The 15,896-nt window shown below is 62.4% G+C and carries 15 protein-coding genes and 1 tRNA gene; 10 read left to right on the top strand and 6 right to left on the bottom strand.

The window, feature by feature from the left end:
- Positions 1 to 15 precede the first annotated feature (15 nt).
- Positions 16 to 420: an EGFR-like transmembrane domain-containing protein gene (locus AC1DCF_RS00620; RefSeq protein WP_477209324.1), complete on the bottom strand. Its 405-nt coding sequence runs from the start codon at positions 418 to 420 to the stop codon at positions 16 to 18.
- Between the two features lie 239 nt (positions 421 to 659).
- Between AC1DCF_RS00620 and AC1DCF_RS00615 the strand changes: the two genes are divergently transcribed.
- Complete coding sequence (locus AC1DCF_RS00615) at positions 660 to 824, top strand: hypothetical protein (RefSeq protein WP_477209323.1); 165 nt, start codon at positions 660 to 662, stop codon at positions 822 to 824.
- 20 nt (positions 825 to 844) lie between these two features.
- Positions 845 to 1,822 (top strand): DNA topoisomerase IB, encoded by a 978-nt coding sequence (locus AC1DCF_RS00610; protein ID WP_477209322.1) that lies wholly within the window; start codon positions 845 to 847, stop codon positions 1,820 to 1,822.
- 70 nt (positions 1,823 to 1,892) lie between these two features.
- Here the strand turns inward: AC1DCF_RS00610 and AC1DCF_RS00605 are convergent, their stop codons facing one another.
- Complete coding sequence (locus AC1DCF_RS00605) at positions 1,893 to 3,419, bottom strand: multicopper oxidase family protein (protein ID WP_477209321.1); 1,527 nt, start codon at positions 3,417 to 3,419, stop codon at positions 1,893 to 1,895.
- 377 nt (positions 3,420 to 3,796) lie between these two features.
- On the opposite strand from AC1DCF_RS00605, the gene AC1DCF_RS00600 reads away from it, so the two are divergent.
- Complete coding sequence (locus AC1DCF_RS00600) at positions 3,797 to 4,495, top strand: DedA family protein (protein ID WP_477209320.1); 699 nt, start codon at positions 3,797 to 3,799, stop codon at positions 4,493 to 4,495.
- Positions 4,496 to 4,516: 21 nt separating this feature from the next.
- Here AC1DCF_RS00600 and AC1DCF_RS00595 read toward each other — a convergent pair whose 3' ends face one another.
- Both AC1DCF_RS00595 and AC1DCF_RS00590 read right to left on the bottom strand, forming a co-directional pair.
- The gene (locus AC1DCF_RS00595; protein ID WP_477209319.1) at positions 4,517 to 6,013 is read right to left on the bottom strand and encodes a hypothetical protein; all 1,497 of its coding nucleotides are present in this window, start codon (positions 6,011 to 6,013) and stop codon (positions 4,517 to 4,519) included.
- A gap of 72 nt (positions 6,014 to 6,085) precedes the next feature.
- Positions 6,086 to 7,294: an AI-2E family transporter gene (locus AC1DCF_RS00590; protein WP_477209318.1), complete on the bottom strand. Its 1,209-nt coding sequence runs from the start codon at positions 7,292 to 7,294 to the stop codon at positions 6,086 to 6,088.
- A gap of 236 nt (positions 7,295 to 7,530) precedes the next feature.
- Between AC1DCF_RS00590 and AC1DCF_RS00585 the strand changes: the two genes are divergently transcribed.
- Entirely contained in the window at positions 7,531 to 8,220 is a 690-nt protein-coding gene (locus AC1DCF_RS00585; RefSeq protein ID WP_477209317.1) for a GAP family protein, read from the top strand.
- Here the strand turns inward: AC1DCF_RS00585 and AC1DCF_RS00580 are convergent.
- The gene (locus AC1DCF_RS00580) at positions 8,217 to 9,155 is read right to left on the bottom strand and encodes a LysR family transcriptional regulator (RefSeq protein ID WP_477209316.1); all 939 of its coding nucleotides are present in this window, start codon (positions 9,153 to 9,155) and stop codon (positions 8,217 to 8,219) included. The two genes, AC1DCF_RS00585 and AC1DCF_RS00580, sit on opposite strands and share 4 nt — an antisense overlap.
- A gap of 51 nt (positions 9,156 to 9,206) precedes the next feature.
- Between AC1DCF_RS00580 and AC1DCF_RS00575 the strand changes: the two genes are divergently transcribed.
- Positions 9,207 to 10,184, top strand: a complete 978-nt coding sequence (locus AC1DCF_RS00575) for a DMT family transporter (RefSeq protein ID WP_477209315.1) — start codon at positions 9,207 to 9,209, stop codon at positions 10,182 to 10,184.
- Positions 10,185 to 10,248: 64 nt separating this feature from the next.
- Here AC1DCF_RS00575 and AC1DCF_RS00570 read toward each other — a convergent pair whose 3' ends face one another.
- Positions 10,249 to 10,887, bottom strand: coding sequence for an MBL fold metallo-hydrolase (locus AC1DCF_RS00570; protein WP_477209314.1), 639 nt, complete (start codon positions 10,885 to 10,887; stop codon positions 10,249 to 10,251).
- Positions 10,888 to 11,009: 122 nt separating this feature from the next.
- Here AC1DCF_RS00570 and AC1DCF_RS00565 point away from each other — a divergent pair, with 122 nt between their 5' ends.
- The 5 genes from AC1DCF_RS00565 (at position 11,010) to leuC (ending at position 15,895) form a co-directional block, all read left to right on the top strand.
- A complete protein-coding gene (locus AC1DCF_RS00565; protein WP_477209313.1) occupies positions 11,010 to 11,912 on the top strand; it encodes a diacylglycerol/lipid kinase family protein in 903 nt (300 codons plus the stop codon).
- Positions 11,913 to 11,968: 56 nt separating this feature from the next.
- A tRNA-Glu gene (locus AC1DCF_RS00560) sits at positions 11,969 to 12,044 on the top strand.
- 291 nt (positions 12,045 to 12,335) lie between these two features.
- Complete coding sequence (locus AC1DCF_RS00555) at positions 12,336 to 13,361, top strand: TerC family protein (protein ID WP_477209312.1); 1,026 nt, start codon at positions 12,336 to 12,338, stop codon at positions 13,359 to 13,361.
- Between the two features lie 120 nt (positions 13,362 to 13,481).
- On the top strand, positions 13,482 to 14,306 hold the full coding sequence (locus AC1DCF_RS00550; protein WP_477209311.1) for a PP2C family protein-serine/threonine phosphatase: 825 nt from the start codon (positions 13,482 to 13,484) through the stop codon (positions 14,304 to 14,306).
- 119 nt (positions 14,307 to 14,425) lie between these two features.
- A complete protein-coding gene (gene leuC, locus AC1DCF_RS00545) occupies positions 14,426 to 15,895 on the top strand; it encodes a 3-isopropylmalate dehydratase large subunit (protein WP_477209310.1) in 1,470 nt (489 codons plus the stop codon).
- Position 15,896 lies beyond the last annotated feature (1 nt).

Raw genomic sequence — 15,896 nt, 5'->3', positions numbered from 1 at the left:
CCAATCAGCACGGGCCTAGAGCCCGCCGCCCGGGCGCCGCTCGTCCACACTCCCACTCGGGCGGTCGTCGTCGACACGCGGGTCGATTTCGTCGGCACGCCGAGCCTGCTCTGACGAATCGTCGCGAAGTTTGCTCGCGTCCGACTCATAGTTCGCTGACTCCCGGCGGAGCCGTTCGGCGTCGATTTCAGCCTGTGCGGCGTCGGCCTGGGCGCGCGCCGCCTGTGCTTCGTTCTCGCGTGCGTCCAACTCAACTTGCGCCGCATTCTCACGCAGGTCTGCGGCCTTTTGTTGATCAGCAGCACGCTGTTGCTCCATCCGTTGCCGGCTACGTCTGTTTACCCCGTAGAGGATCAGTCCCACAATGACGAGCAGAACGATGATCCCGACAATGATCCACACCAGCGCAGTTGTATCCATCGGACTTCCACCTCTTTCTCTTCTTGACCCGATCCACAGCACACGATTCGTCGCGTCTAGGCCCGAATGTACTCTCGCCCTCGGTATTGAGGCAGTGCTCGAAATGGATGCGAACACGGGAGAAGCGTCGTTTCCCATTCAGTGGCAGGAATGCCAGGTCAGTGATTGGATGGGAGCCTGGCACTGCTCCTCTCAACAGCAATGCGAACTTGTCGCATGAAAGAAGAAAGGTAACCGACATGAATCTCTTGCTCATCATTGTTGTCATCGTCGCCGTTGTTCTTCTCATCACCGGTGGCTTCGTGCAGTCCCTGCAGTTCCTTCTCTGGGTGGGGATCGTTCTTGCCGTCATCGCGGTGATTCTCTTCATTTTCCGGGCCATGACGGGCAGAAAAGACGTCTGACACGGAACCTGGGGCGAGGGGTGACACGACTCCGTCGCAGCAACACTTCGGTTCCCGCCTTTGCACGGGTGCGGTCTGGCCGAGGCTTCAGCTACAGAGATCTGACCGGGGCGACCGTGCGCGACCGATCTCTCCGAGCGCGATTTGATGCGCTGGCGATTCCACCCGCGTGGACCGCGGTATGGATAGCGCCTCATGCGAATGGACATATTCAGGCGACTGGGATCGACGCCGCGGGACGACGTCAGTACCTGTACCACCCCGGCTGGCGTGAACACAAAGATCGGATCAAGTTCGAGCGGGCACTTGATCTCGCCGCAGTGCTTCCGAGAGTTCGAGGTCAAATAACGCGCACGTTGCGAGCGGGCGGCACCACCCAGGAACGCGCACTGGCCGCCGCGTTCAGGATGTTGGATGTCGGATCCTTGCGTATCGGCAACGAACAATACGCTCGGGCATACGGAAGTCGCGGAATCTCCACTTTGTTGTGTGCCCACGCGTCGACGCACGCGAACATCGTCTCCCTGTCGTTTCCCGGCAAGAGCGGGCAGCAGTGGCAGAGCGAGATTGACGACGCCGACCTCGCCGCGTTCGTGCGAGCTCGGAAACGCCGGGGTCCCGCGGCCCCGCTCCTGGCCTGGAAGAACGATTCAGGATGGCACGGGCTGTCGGCCGCAGAAATCAACGAATACGTGCGTGCGGTAGCCGGCGGCGATTTCACTGCGAAAGACTTCCGGACGCTCCACGGCACGACCGCAGCCGCCATCAGTTTGGCAAAGCATGGTCCGGAACACACCCGGCGCGCACGAGCGACCGCTCTGGCCGAGGCGATGCGTGAGGCGGCATTCGTTCTGGGAAACACGCCAGCAATCGCCCGCACGAGTTATGTCGATCCGCGCGTCATCGACCATTTCAATTCGGGAACGACGCTCGATCTCACTCGTGGCAGTTCGCCCGAATCACAGCTACGAGTGCTCCTCAGTTCAGGTGAGGGATAGTTGGGTCAGGAACGCGCGAGCGTTTTCTGGACCCGTTTCTTCCCGGCCGAGTCGTCGGCACATCGGTCCGTTAGTGGTCGTGGCCCGTGCCCGGTGTGAGGCTCGCCCGCTCGCCCGGCTTGACCACGACGAATTGGCCCATCATCCCCTGATCTTCGTGCCAGAGCAGATGGCAGTGATACATGTACGGGACGGTCGGATCGCTGTAGTCCTCGAAACGCATGATGATGCGATACTCACTTTCCGGCCGCAGGTAGATCGTGTCCTTCCAACCGGAAAGTTCCGGACCGGGCGCCGAGCCGTCGATCGTGAGTAGCTCGAACTGCACATCGTGAACGTGAAGGGAGTGTGGCATGTCCATGTCGTTGCGTACAGTCCAGATCTCCGTCGAGTTCAGCTCGACGACCTCATCGACTCGGTCCATTTGCATGCTCGTGCCGTTGATCTGAAGGCCATCGAGACTGAACGTGCGCTCGCCTGTTGCACGTGCCGGGTCGAGCCGCTCCATCGGTACTAGTGCAGGGGGAATGGTTCCGATGCTGGAGAGAGTGGCGTTCGCCCGGAGCTCCAACACCTCGAAGCTGTCGGCTCCGGCGTTCATTCCTGACACCGCCGCGTCGATCCCGAGGTCGGGCGGCAATGATTGCAATGCCACCGTCTCGCCCGGAGTCATCGACACCAGAATCTCAGCGCGCTCTCCGGGTGACAATTGGATGCTCGGGGTAGCGTAGGGCGATTCAAGCAGCCCGCCGTCGGTACCGATCAGTGCAAAGTCGCGTCCATCGGCAAAGGCGAAATCGTAGATGCGAGCCGGCGACGCATTGAGCAGGCGCAAGCGCACGACATCCGTGGTCACGTCAAGATAGGGGCCAACGGTGCCATTGACGAGTAACTGGTTGCCGATGGGGCCGACGAAGCCGCGCGTCGACGTGACGAACTCGCCAGCTGCGTCAAAACGCACGTCCTGCACGATCACGGGGATGTCGTCGACGCCATAGGTTCGCGGGAGCGGCAGAGCGGCCTCGGCATTGTCGTGCAGGATGAACATGCCCGCCAGGCCCATTGAGACATGCTTCTCGGTCTCGCCGTGCGGATGCGGGTGATACCAGAGTGTGGAGGCCGGTTGGTCGATTGTCCACTGCGGCGACCAGCTCGCACCGGGCTGCACCATCTGGTGGGGGCCGCCGTCCATGGCCGCCGGCAGATGCATGCCGTGCCAGTGCACGGTCGTCGGCTCGGAGAGGTCGTTGCGCACATTCACCACGACCTCCTCGCCGCGTTGGGCAACGAGCGTGGGGCCGAGGTATGCCCCGTTGAAGCCCCACGTCGTGGTGTTTTTGCCGTCGACGAACTGGCTGGTTCCTGCCGTCGCGTCAAGCTCGAAGACTCGTCTGCCCTGCGAGTCAAGGGTGGACTCAGCACGGGGAGGGATGATGAGCGGCCTCTCGAAGTCGACGGAGCCGATCGTGGAGATTGTTCCGCCGCCGGAGAACTGGGTGCAGGCACTCAGGCCGACGGTCACCGCGAGGGCAGCCGCCGCGAGTGCGGCAACAACGACGAGGGTGGCGCGCGGGCGGCGCAGTCGGATTGCAGGCATGCAACCAGTCTTTCGGCTGGGCCAGGGCCCAGCCATCCACCTGACCCACACCTGCGCGGTGGGGATAACCCCCGCTGACCCTCGGGCCGCGGAAGTCATCGGGACTCAGCTCGTGGGATCGTGTCGCGCAGTGGTGAGACGAGACCATCGCCGGACTAGACGCCGCCTCGCCGGGTAGGAAAGTGCTGGGAGCCGCCCGTGTGAGTGTGAACCAGCCCGGATCGGCGCAGGGCAGTTGATAAACTGCCCACAGACTTCCGCGTAATCACGCGGGTTTTTCGTACGTAGGCGCCGTGTGGCGCCGATCCTGTGGGCCACTGTCGACATTCGGCGCTGCCTGCGGCCAGCCCAACAACCGCAAGGAAACCATCTTCTCCATGTTCACGAGCATTCCGGGACTCGAATTCCTCGACGCCGACTGGCTGATCCGCTGGTTCGGTCCGTTCATTCTTCTGGGCGTGGCCAGCGTCGTCTTCATTGAGACCGGCTTCATCGTCCTGTCGTTTCTGCCGGGCGACTCCCTACTCTTCACCGTGGGGCTGCTCACAGCGACCGGCGTCGTCGATTTCCCGATCTGGGTGACCGCAGCAGTGATCTTCGTCGCGGCATTCGCCGGCGACCAACTGGCGTACTACATCGGACGCAAGGCGGGGCCCGCGGTATTCAAGCGCGAGCGGAGCCGTTTCTTCAACCCGGAGAACGTCGAACGAACCAATGCGTTTTTCGAAAAGCACGGCGGGAAGGCCATCGTAATGGCCCGATTCCTCCCCGTCTTCCGCGCCTTCGTCCCCGTCGCGGCGGGTGTTGGCCGGATGAGCTACCGAACTTTCGTGAGCTTCAACCTCATCGGCGCGTTCCTCTGGGGCGTCGGACTGACCTTGATCGGATTCTTCCTCGGCCAGATCGAGTTCGTCGCTCAGTATGCCGAATACTTCATCATCGGAATTGTTCTCGTTTCCGGAATTCCGATCCTGATGGAACTCGCCAGGGCCGGACGAGCGACTCTGTCGCGTCGCCGGGAGCGCTCGTCGGCCGAGGAAACCGCTGTCGTCTCGGACTCGGATCTCGTCGTCTGAGGGCGACCGCGGTCGATTGCTCTACCTCTTTGCGTCGAGTACCTCTGTCGGCGTGCCATCGGCATCGGCGGTTGACGCCTCGGTCGGCGGAGACGCTTCCGATGGTTGAGACGTTTCCGCTGGCTGAGGCGCTCCGGGCGGACGAGAAGCCAGATCCGAGTCGGACGGCTCAGGGCCTGAATCCGACTCCGGTGCCGGCGGCCGCTGGAGGAGCTCAACGAGCGCGAGTACGATCAGCGCGATGACGAGCGTCCAGAGAATCAATGAGATCGATATCGGTCGCACGAACACGATGACGGCGGCCGCGATGACCGCGATCGCGGCATGGATCAGCACGCGCTGGGCGTAGAGCGCCTCACCGAAACGCCCGGTCGTCAAACCGCGTCGTGCCGCCGCATTGCGTAGTGACGCCGTTCCCGCCGAGACGAAGCCCCTCAACTTGCGTGGTGTGTCGAACGGGCCGGCCAGCCAGCCGACGATGGCGACGACAAGTGCGAGTGTCAGCACAGCGACGGCGGTGTCCTGCATCGCCCCGATGACCGTGGCGTAGAGAATGCCGGCTACGTCGCTGGGCAACAGCGACGGGCTGACCGAGGTGATGAACACACCCTGTCCGATGGCAAAGGCCGCTACGGCGAGCCCCGAGGTGATCGCCAATGCAACCGCGGCCCAGATCAAGGCGCGGCTCTTGCGGCGTGCGACCAACACGCCGGCGGCGAGCAACCCGAGGGCGACCCAGGAGAGCCACGCACCGGCGGCGACGGCCAAGGAGTAGCCGAGCTGTACCGTCGGGATGGAATCCGACTGGGCGACGGTAATGGTGCGGTTGATCGTCGGAATTTGTTCGGCAATGGTAATGCCCTGCTCGACGAGGGCCGACTTCACGGCTTCGATGATGGGGGCGAGTTGCACGCCGATAGATCCATCAGAGCCGATGGCCACTGCCGCCTGGGGGTTTCCCTGCATTGTCGCAACGAACTGTTTGTGGGTGATGCGCAGCGCTTGCTCCCAGACGGTGGCGAACGTCTCTGAACTGACGAACTTTGCCACCCGGTTTTGAATCAGCGACTGCAGCCCCGCCGCTGCAGGACCTTTCAGTGCGTCGAGCGCCTTCGTCGCTGCCGGCCCCGTCCCGAGCGATGTGATCCCGTCGATTACATCCGAGGTGATCGCCGGAATGTCGACGCGATCGTTGATGAGCGTGACGACTTCGTCGGTGACGTAGGCCTGAACTGCCGCCTCTTCGGCAAGAGGGGCGTAGGTAGCGACAAACCTCTCGGTGTCGGTCAGCGTAACCTGAGCCCAGGTCGCGACGATTGCCACGGGAGCCAGGATCGCTCCGAGCACGATGAGCACTGTCGCCAGCACGGTCCAGCCCCAGGGCCGTTTGTGCGGTGCACGCGCCGACGTCGTCGTTCCCGATTCGGCGAGCAAAGCGGTGCGCACGCGAAGGTCGCGGTTCTCGGCTTCAAGTTCGCTGAGGCGACGCAGAAGCTCCTCTTGGTCTGACTCTGGCATGTCGTCCCCGATCGTCTGGCTGTGGATCATTATTGACCGATATCGGCATTCATGCCGAGGCCACCTGTGCCTTTACTCGCCGTCTGGCTCGGGATCGCCTGGGGGCGACGCCCCGTGGGTACCCCGTTTGGCTTGTCGTTCCTGTTTCTTTGCGGCATCGTCTGACTTCATGATCGTGCGCGTTTCGGCGGTGGCGCCGATGGCCGGGCTGATCCACTGGGCGCTGGGGTTCGCATCGATCAGCACCATGCGACCCATCAGCGTGAGGGGGATTGCGAGGATGGCGCCGATCGGTCCGATGATCACGGCCCAGAACAAGACCGAGAAGAAGGTCAGCGTCTGGCTGAGTGCAACGGCATTCCCGACCACGCGCGGCTGGATGATCGATTGAACGACTGCATTGATGATGCCGTAGACGACGATGACCGCGACGACTGTCGGCCATCCGCCCACCAAAAAGCCGAAAATGATCGGCGGAATGAGGGCGAAGAAGTAGCCGACGTTGGGAATGAAGCTGCAGAGAAAGGCAAGCAGACCCCAGAGAAGCGCGGCGGGTACACCCATGATCACGAGCGCGATGGTGTTGAGCACGCCCTGCACGGCGCCGAGAACGGTCGTCACGACCATGTAGCGGCGTACATTCGTCGCGTAGCCGGTGAGTGCATTGACCAGGTCAGGTCGGCTGGGGCGGAGCTGCCGCAGAATCGTCGGCACGTACACGGCGTCAGCACTCATCAGAATGAGCATCGTCAAGATGATGACCAGGGCCCCGGTGATGCTGAAAACGCTGCCCAGAAGGCCGCTGAAGAAGTTCACGATGGAGCTCGGATCGAAACTCGATTCCACCGTCTCAACTTGCTTCTGACTGATCCCGATACTTTGAAGCCAAGCACCGATGTTCTTGCCGATCTCGGCGAATTGGTCCGAGTATTGCGGGAGCATGTCAACGAACTGCGCGAACGCGATGATGAGCGTGTAAGCAAACCCGGCGAGGAGCAGGAAGACCACGAGGATGACTGAACCCGTGGCCAGCCCATGCGGTACGCCGCGCTTTTCGAGACCGGTCCGCACCGGATGGGCACAGATGCTCAGAATCAGCGTCAACAACACCGGTGCGAGGATGCCCTTGATACCGCCGATGCCGATCGCCGTCACGGTCGCAGCCGCGAGGCCGATGAGAAGGATCGTCCCACGCGGGAAGCCAGCTGACGGCGCCCGTCTTGGCTCCTCTGGCACGCTGACGGCGACGTCGGTGCTGTCGGAACTTCGCTTACGTCTCATTGCCTGCGCCGTTCTCTGCGAAGGTGAACATCCGGTTTTCCGGAAGTCGCAGCACCAGTATTACCGAGCCCGGGAAATTCCGTTGGATTTTCTCTCATCCAGAGCGGGTGGCCTTCGCCGGTGTCGAATGGCAACGACACGGTTTCCCCAACGAACTCGATGTGCCTGTTCCTCCGGGCGGCGATCTGTCAGAATCGCGTCATGTGAGTAGATTCAGCTCACTGGCGACACCACACATGACGAAGAGAGGCCGGCCGATGTTGCAGGCTGTGGGTCACATTCTTCCCATTGCGGTAGCCGTCGCGCTCAGCTCAGTGCCGATCACCGTGATCATCCTGATCCTGCTCTCTCCGAATCGCAATCGATCGGCCATTCCCTTTCTGATCGGATGGTTGATTGGATTGGCGGGCGTTGCGACAGCCTTCGTGGTGTTCGCCAACCTGATTCCGAAAAGCACCGTGCGAAAAGCAGACCTCGGTATCGCAATTGTTTTGATGGTCGTCGGGATTGCCCTCATCGTCTTTTCAATCGTCTCGTGGAGAAAGGCCCTGGGGCGGCCTCCCACCGACTCCCTGCCACGGTGGCTGCGCGCGGTGAGTTCAATCGGCCCGTTCTCGGCGTTCGGGCTCGCGATCGGCCTCAACCTGCGCCCGAAAGCATTGCTCCTCAGCGCCGCCGTCGGGGTCTCGATCACCGCCGACAACCTGAACGTCGCCTCCGGGTCAATCGTCATCCTCATCTACACCCTCGTCGCCTCTGTGACGGTCTCGATCCCCGTGATTCTCACCCTCGCCTCGCCGACACGGATGGAACCGCGCTTGATTCAGGTCCGCAGCTGGTTGGAGCGAAACAATCGCACGGTATCGATCGTGATCATGCTGGTGATCGGTGTTGTCATCTTCAGCAACGGGTTGACCCGGCTCTAAACAAAGGGGGAGCGAGCCGAATCGCCATCTGGCTCAGGATGCTTCGAATGAGCGACGGTGACCAGTGTGTCGAGCACCGTGCGCACCGAAGCGCGCAGCAATGTCTCCGGTCGGCTGAGTACGTCGATCTGACGACCGATTCGAAGTGAGCTGAAGGGGATCAGTACGTAGCCTGCATCGGGACCCGGCTTCATTGTGTAACGCGGCATCAGTGCCAGGCCGCCTCCGGACGCGACGACGCGACCCGCCACAAAGAACTCGTTAATGCGATGCGCGATGGAGAGCGGCCCCCCGGACGCCATAGCAACGATGTCGAGCGCGCCCGCGACGGGAAAGCCGCGATGCGGGCTGATCCACTTCTCTCCCGCTACATCGGCGACGCTGAGGGAGGTGCGCGTCGCGAGTGGATGTCCGCGCGGAACTGCGACATCGAACGGCTCGTAGAGCAGGGGTGTCACGGCAAGGTGGACGGGCCAACGCTGCTCATGGTCGATGCGGTGAGCGATGACAAGGTCGTAGTCGGCAACGAGCGCCGAGAAATCGGACAGAGGAAGGTCTTCGTCGCTCACACTCACTGGGGGAGCGCTGTGGGCGGCCAACGCCTCGATCAGGGCGCCGAACCACGCGAAGCCCGCGCTGTGGAAAGCCGCGACGGAGACCGGGGTGACAGGGTCCTCACGAAAAGCTTGAACCGCACGCTCGGCATCGGCCATCGCGATCGACACGCCCACCGCGGCCCGGGCCAGGGCCTCTCCGGCCTGGGTGAGCACGAGTCTCCGGCCACGTTTCTCCGTCAACCTGACCGCGACATCCCGCTGCAAAGCGCTCAGCTGCTGGGAGACCGCACTGGGCGTCACCAACAGCGCACGAGCAACGGCGGTGACGCTGCCGCGTTCGCCGAGTTCCCGCAGAATCATCAACTGATGCAGATCCATAAGCGAATGCTAAACCTATCCTTCAGGAAGGCGTAGTTATTCTTCACCACAATGACTGTCACGATGGACCTTGTGAACGTCATCTCCCGCATCTCCGCTCGTCGCATCGACCTGGTGCTCATCCTCGTCGCGGTGGTGTGGGGCGGAAGTTATCTGGCCGCCAAGGAGCTCACAGAGCAGGCGAGTGTGATGGTGGTGCTCGGCCTCCGATTCGCTGTGGCGTTCGTCGCCCTGCTGGCCGTGTGGCTCGTCGTACGCGGAGAACTGCCGACTCGTCGCGAATGGGCGGTCGGCGGGATTCTCGGGCTGACTCAAGCGTCAATCCTCCTGCTGGAAACGGCCGGGGTATCGGTGACGTCGGCGACGAACGCCGGACTCATCATCAGTTTGACCATCATCTTCACGCCGATTCTGGAATCGGTGGTGGCGCGCAACTGGCTGCCACGTCCCTTCTTCATCGCCGCGGTGATCGCCGTGGTCGGCGTTGCGTTGCTGGTCTCCGGGAATGGGTTTCAGACCCCGAACGTCGGTGATCTGCTCGTGCTCGCCGCGGCGTGCGTGCGTGCGTTCCACGTGACAATGCTCGGTCGGCTCACTCGCTCCCATTCGTTCAGCGTGATCACGATCACGCTGGTGCAGATGCTGGTCGGCACGACGATCTTCGTCGCTCTGGATGCGCCGGGATTCGTCGACGCGGCGATCGACTTCGGTGTCGCCGAATGGCTCGGCGTGCTCTACCTCGGGCTCGCCTGCAGTGTCTTCGCGTTTCTCGCTCAGTTGTGGGCAGTGCAACGCACCTCGGCAGCGCGCGCCAGTCTGCTGATGGGGACCGAACCGATTTGGGCGGTGCTCGTCGGGGTGAGTCTCGGTGCCGAGACCCTCGGGCTGATCGGCCTTGTCGGTGCTGCCCTGATCATCGGCGGCACGTTCTGGGGGCAGCGGATCGAATCAGGACACCGCACGTCGACGGATGCCCCGGTGGTCGAGCTTGTCGAGCGATGTACTGCGCCTGTCGAAGTGACCCGGTGAGCCGATGTCGAGACGAGGTCACGTGATCTCGACAAGCTCGATCACCGGTTGCGCTCAATCACCGCTAGAGGTCGAGCGAGTCGTTCGGCTCGAGAGCAAAGAACTCGCCACCACCCTGCTCGGTTGCGGCTTGAATCCGCGCATTCGAGAGGTTCTTGCCGGCCCGGGAGAGCACCATCTCATGGGTGGGAAAGCTGCGCAGCGGTTTCACCGCGAGTACGTAGTCGATGACCTCGCTGATCTTCAACCAGGGTGCACCGGCCGGAACCGCGAGCGTGCCGACCGCGACGCCCTCCGGAATCGTGAATGAGTCTCCGGCGTAGTAGAGCTCATCGTTGACCAGCACACCGACGTTGTCGACCACCGGGATCGAGGAATGGATGACGGCGTGCTTGCCGCCAAAGAATCGCAGTGTGAACGGTCCGACTTCAACGGTGTCACCGGCCGCGACCACCGTCACCGGGTGGTCGGTGCTTGCCGCCGCGACGCCGGCCGGACCGTAGATCGTGGCGTCGGGACTCAACTCGAGAATGCGGTCGATTTGCTCAGGCGTCCAATGGTCCGCGTGCTCGTGGGTGATGACGATCCCCACTGCATGTGCGGTGTCGGTCAACGGTGTGGTGAACGACCCGGGATCGACGTACAGCTTCTGACCGGAGAGTTCGAGGATCAACGCGGCATGTTCAAGCTTGGTGAGATGCATGGGTCGAGCCAACACCCCCCGCCGCTTCTTTGCAACAATCGGGGGCGCCGACACGTCATCCGGGGCGTCATGCGTGACCGCGTGGCACATCGGTGGTCCGCGCAGCCGCCATAATCTCCTCTATGCCTGTGCTCGCCCTCCGTATCGCCGTGGCGATTAATCCGCAAGCCTCATTCGGTCATCGCCGTGATGTCGGACCCCGTGTCGTCGATGAACTTCGCGCCATCGGTCACGAGGTGTTCGCCCTTGAAGAGGCGAACATCGAGTTGTTACGCCTTCGTGTCGAAGAGCGCGTCGCAGCCGGCATCGACGTGCTCGTCGTCGTCGGGGGAGACGGGATGGTGAGTCTCGGCACGAATATTGCGGCAGGCACGCCGCTGCCCTTGGCGATTGTGGCGTGCGGCACCGGAAACGATCTGGCTCGAGGGCTGGGGATTCCGACGCAGGATGTCGAGGAATCGATCATTCACCTTCTCGAGGGGCTGGAACGAGAGCCTCGCGTCATCGACGCCGCCCGAATTCGGCATGGCGAACTGACCACCTGGTTCGCCGGAGCGCTCTCCGCGGGCTTCGATGCCATCGTCAACGAACGTGCAAACCAAATGACACGCCCGAGGGGGAAGAGCCGCTACACATTCGCAATTCTTCGTGAGCTGCTCACTTTTCGTCCGATTTCATACCGGCTGACCGTTGACGGTGTTGCCAGCGAGCGACGCGCGATGTTGATTTCCGTGGCGAACAATGTGTCGATCGGAGGGGGAATGAAAATCGCTCCCGACGCGCAAATCGATGATGGGTTGCTTGATCTGTTCATCGTAAAACCCCTGTCCCGCGTGGCGTTTCTTCGCGTCTTCCCGAAAGTATTCTCCGGAACGCATACGCGGCATCCGAAGGTTGAATTGACGCGGTGCCGGAGCGTGCGGATCGACGCGGACGGGGTCGTCGCCTATGCCGACGGGGAACGCGTCGGGGCCCTCCCTGTGCAGGTCGACATTGTGCCGGGAGCCCTCCGCGTGTACGTCTGAATCGCTCAATTTGATCCTGCTGCGGAACCTATGACATACTCAATGAGTTGCAAAACGGCCCCATCGTTTAGCGGCCTAGGACATCGCCCTCTCACGGCGGTAACGCGGGTTCGAATCCCGCTGGGGTCACCAACACAGAACCCCCGAAACCTTGATTCTTCAAGGATTCGGGGGTTCTTTTTTGTTCTGCGACTTGTCGGCCGGTCTCACGAGGGGGATCCTGGAATCACCCTTGGTCCGGCGATCCGGTAGAGTTTTCTCTTGCGAAGGGGAGTATCCCTCTGAGCCTGATTCAGGCTCTACGCCGCGATCGTCAATACGGGCTGCACCGCTGTAGCTCCGGACGCGGTGGCACCGGTTTTCGGTGCGGGAGAGACTTTCGGGATTTGTGCTACCCGCACCCCGACCGCTGAAAGGCCCCCCGTGGAACTTGCTCTCCCGATCTGGTTTGAAATCGGATCCCTTGTCGTTCTGACCTTGATCTTGGTCGCCGATCTCTTGATCGTGTACAAACGACCGCACGTCCCCTCGATGAAGGAGGCGAGCCTCTGGGTCGCCTTCTACGTGGGCCTCGCTCTTGTCTTCGCTCTGCTGATGCTGATCTTCGCCGGCGGCGAATTCGCGGGTCAGTTCCTCGCCGGTTGGATCACTGAGTACAGCCTCTCGATTGACAACCTCTTCGTGTTCGTCATCATCATGGCGAGGTTCTCTGTTCCCCGGAAATACCAGCAGGAAGTGCTGATGGTGGGCATCATCATCGCGCTCGTGCTGCGCGGCATTTTCATCCTGCTCGGCGCGCAGCTGATTGAGAACTTCAGCTGGATCTTCTACATCTTCGGCGCCTTCCTGCTCTACACCGCTGTGCACCAGGCGCTGTCGAAGGAAGAAGACGTCGAGGACGCCGAGAACGGCGTCATCCGCTACCTGCGCCGCCACATCAACATCTCCCCGTCGTTCGACGGCGCAAAGGTTCGCACTCTCGTCGACGGCAAGAAGATCTTCACGCCGATGATCATCGTGTTCATCGCGATCGGTACAACCGACCTCATCTTCGCCCTGGACTCCATTCCGGCGATCTTCGGTATCACGACCAGCCCATTCATTGTGTTCACGGCCAACGTGTTCGCCCTGATGGGACTGCGCCAGCTCTACTTCCTGCTCGGCGGTCTGCTCGACCGTCTGGAGTACCTCAAGTACGGCATTGCGTTCATTCTGTTCTTCATCGGAGTCAAGCTCGTCTTCCACGCCATGCACACCAATGAGCTGCCGTTCATCAACGGTGGACAGGGAATCGAGTGGGCACCGGAGATCGACACCTGGACGTCGCTGGCGGTGATCCTTGTATCGATGGCGGTGGCCACGATCGCGAGCCTCATCAAGGCGAGCCGGGACGCCCGCCGTCGCGGACACACACTGGCCGAGGAAATTCGCCCGGTCGACGGAGAGTAACCGCTCCTTGCTACGGTTGACATCCGGTGGCCGTGACAACTGACGTTGCCTGGCTGCCGGATGTCGCACTTAATGTGAGTGAGGGCGACTGATGTGCCGAAAGAATTGAACGGAGCGCCGGTGAGCGAACACGGAGAATCAGATCTGGTTCTGGCCACGGAACACACTCATCTCCGTTTCAGCGCACACAGCCACGTTGGCCTGGTGCGGAGCGCAAACGAGGACAGTTTTCTCGCCGGATCACCCCTCTACCTTGTCGCTGACGGGATGGGCGGCCATGCCAGAGGCGAAGTGGCGAGCCAAACCGTCGTGCGCGTCTTCGATGAGCACATCGAACGAGACCTGCCGTCAACACCCGAACGCATCCTCGATGCCATCCATTCGTCAAACGATGCCGTTCACGACCTCAGCGCGGCCGACGATGTCGGCGCGGCCGTCGCCGGAACCACGCTGGCCGGAGTGGCACTCGTCGACGCCGGCGAGGGGACCGGCTTGTGTTGGATGGCCTTCAATATCGGTGACTCCCGCATCTACACCTGGGACGGCGCCCTTCTGTCTCAACTCAGCGTCGACCATTCGGCGGCCCAGGCAATGATCGACGCCGGGCTCCTGCGCCCAGAAGACGCTGAGACGTGGCCGGAACGCAACGTGATCACCCGTGCGATCGGGCTGTCGGATCATGCCGATGCGGATGTCTGGCTTCTTCCGATCGACGGGCGTCAGACGTTTCTGATCTGCTCAGACGGCCTGAGCAACGAGTTGTCTCTCGGCGAAATGACCCGCATTCTGGCTGATTTCGACGCTCGGGGCGCTGCGGGAACAGGCGAGACAGAGCTCACTCGCGCCGAGGCTCTGGTGAACGCGGCGCTGGCCCATCAGGGGCGTGACAACGTGACGGTTATCGTCGTGGAGTCACTCTCACGCCCGGTCGAGGTGTTAGCCTAAATCCATGCTGTCCGGTCGACTTCTTCTTCTGTGCCGCGACGAGTCCTCGTTCTAAGGCCTCCCTCGTCGCGGAGTCTGTCGTTGGCTGACCACCACCTTCTTGAGGAAGAACAACAACAATGAATGACGCATCAACGTTGAGCGAGCACCCCCGTACTCTGGCCGAAAAGGTCTGGGACAAGCACCTGGTCGCCAAGGGTGAAGACGGTACGCCCGACCTCATCTACATCGACCTGCACCTCGTGCACGAAGTCACCAGCCCGCAGGCATTCGACGGCCTGCGCCTGGCCGGTCGCCCTCTGCGCCGCCCCGACCTCACGATCGCGACGGAAGACCACAACACGCCCACGCTGGCGATCGATCGGCCGATCGCTGATCTCACCAGCCGTACCCAGATCGAAACCCTGCGCCGCAACTGCGAGGAGTTCGGCGTTCGACTGCACTCTCTCGGCGACATCGAACAGGGCATTGTGCACGTCGTCGGCCCGCAGCTCGGCTTGACCCAGCCGGGCATCACCGTGGTCTGCGGCGACTCGCACACGTCGACGCACGGCGCATTCGGAGCGATGGCCTTCGGCATCGGCACCAGCGAGGTCGAGCACGTCATGGCGACCCAGACGCTGCCCCTCAAGCCTTTCAAGACGATGGCCATCACCGTGGACGGCACCCTCCGCCCCGGCGTCACGGCCAAGGACATCATCCTCGCCGTGATCGCGAAGATCGGCACCGGCGGCGGTCAGGGCTACGTGCTCGAATACCGTGGTAGCGCCATCCGTTCGCTCTCGATGGAGGGCCGGATGACGATCTGCAACATGTCGATCGAAGCCGGCGCCCGAGCCGGAATGGTCGCGCCGGATCAGATCACCTACGACTACCTCGAAGGCCGCCCGCACGCGCCGGTCGGGCAGGACTGGGACGACGCCGTCGCCTACTGGAACACGCTGGCCACCGATGAAGGCGCCACCTTCGACGCCGAGGTCATCCTCGACGCCGACACGCTCGAACCCTTCGTCACCTGGGGCACCAACCCCGGTCAGGGCGTTTCGCTCTCCGAGCCCGTGCCGAACCCGGCCGACATCAGCGACGCCAACGAGCGTTCGGCCGCCGAACGGGCCCTCGAGTACATGGACCTCGTCGCCGGAACCCCGATGAAGGACATCCGTGTCGACACGGTCTTCCTCGGCTCCTGCACGAACAGCCGGGTCGAAGACCTGCGCGCCGCCGCCGAGATCATCAAGGGAAAAAAGATGGCCGACGGCATCCGGATGCTCGTCGTCCCCGGTTCTGCCCGCGTGCGCCTCGAAGCCGAGGCGGAAGGCCTCGACAAGATCTTCACCGACTTCGGCGCCGAGTGGCGTTTTGCCGGCTGCTCAATGTGCCTCGGCATGAACCCGGACCAGCTGGCCCCGGGGGAGCGCTGCGCCTCGACAAGCAACCGCAACTTTGAAGGCCGACAGGGCAAGGGCGGACGCACCCACCTCGTGTCTCCGCTCGTCGCCGCCGCCACAGCCATCCGTGGCACCCTGTCAAGCCCGTGGGATCTCGATCCAACGGCGAAGAACGACCTGACCCTGGACGGAGCAAAGTAGT

The sequence above is a fragment of the Leifsonia sp. 10L418 genome (genome assembly GCF_056395445.1).
The sequence above is the reverse complement of the archived record's forward strand: the minus strand, read 5'-3'. Positions and strand labels throughout refer to the sequence as shown.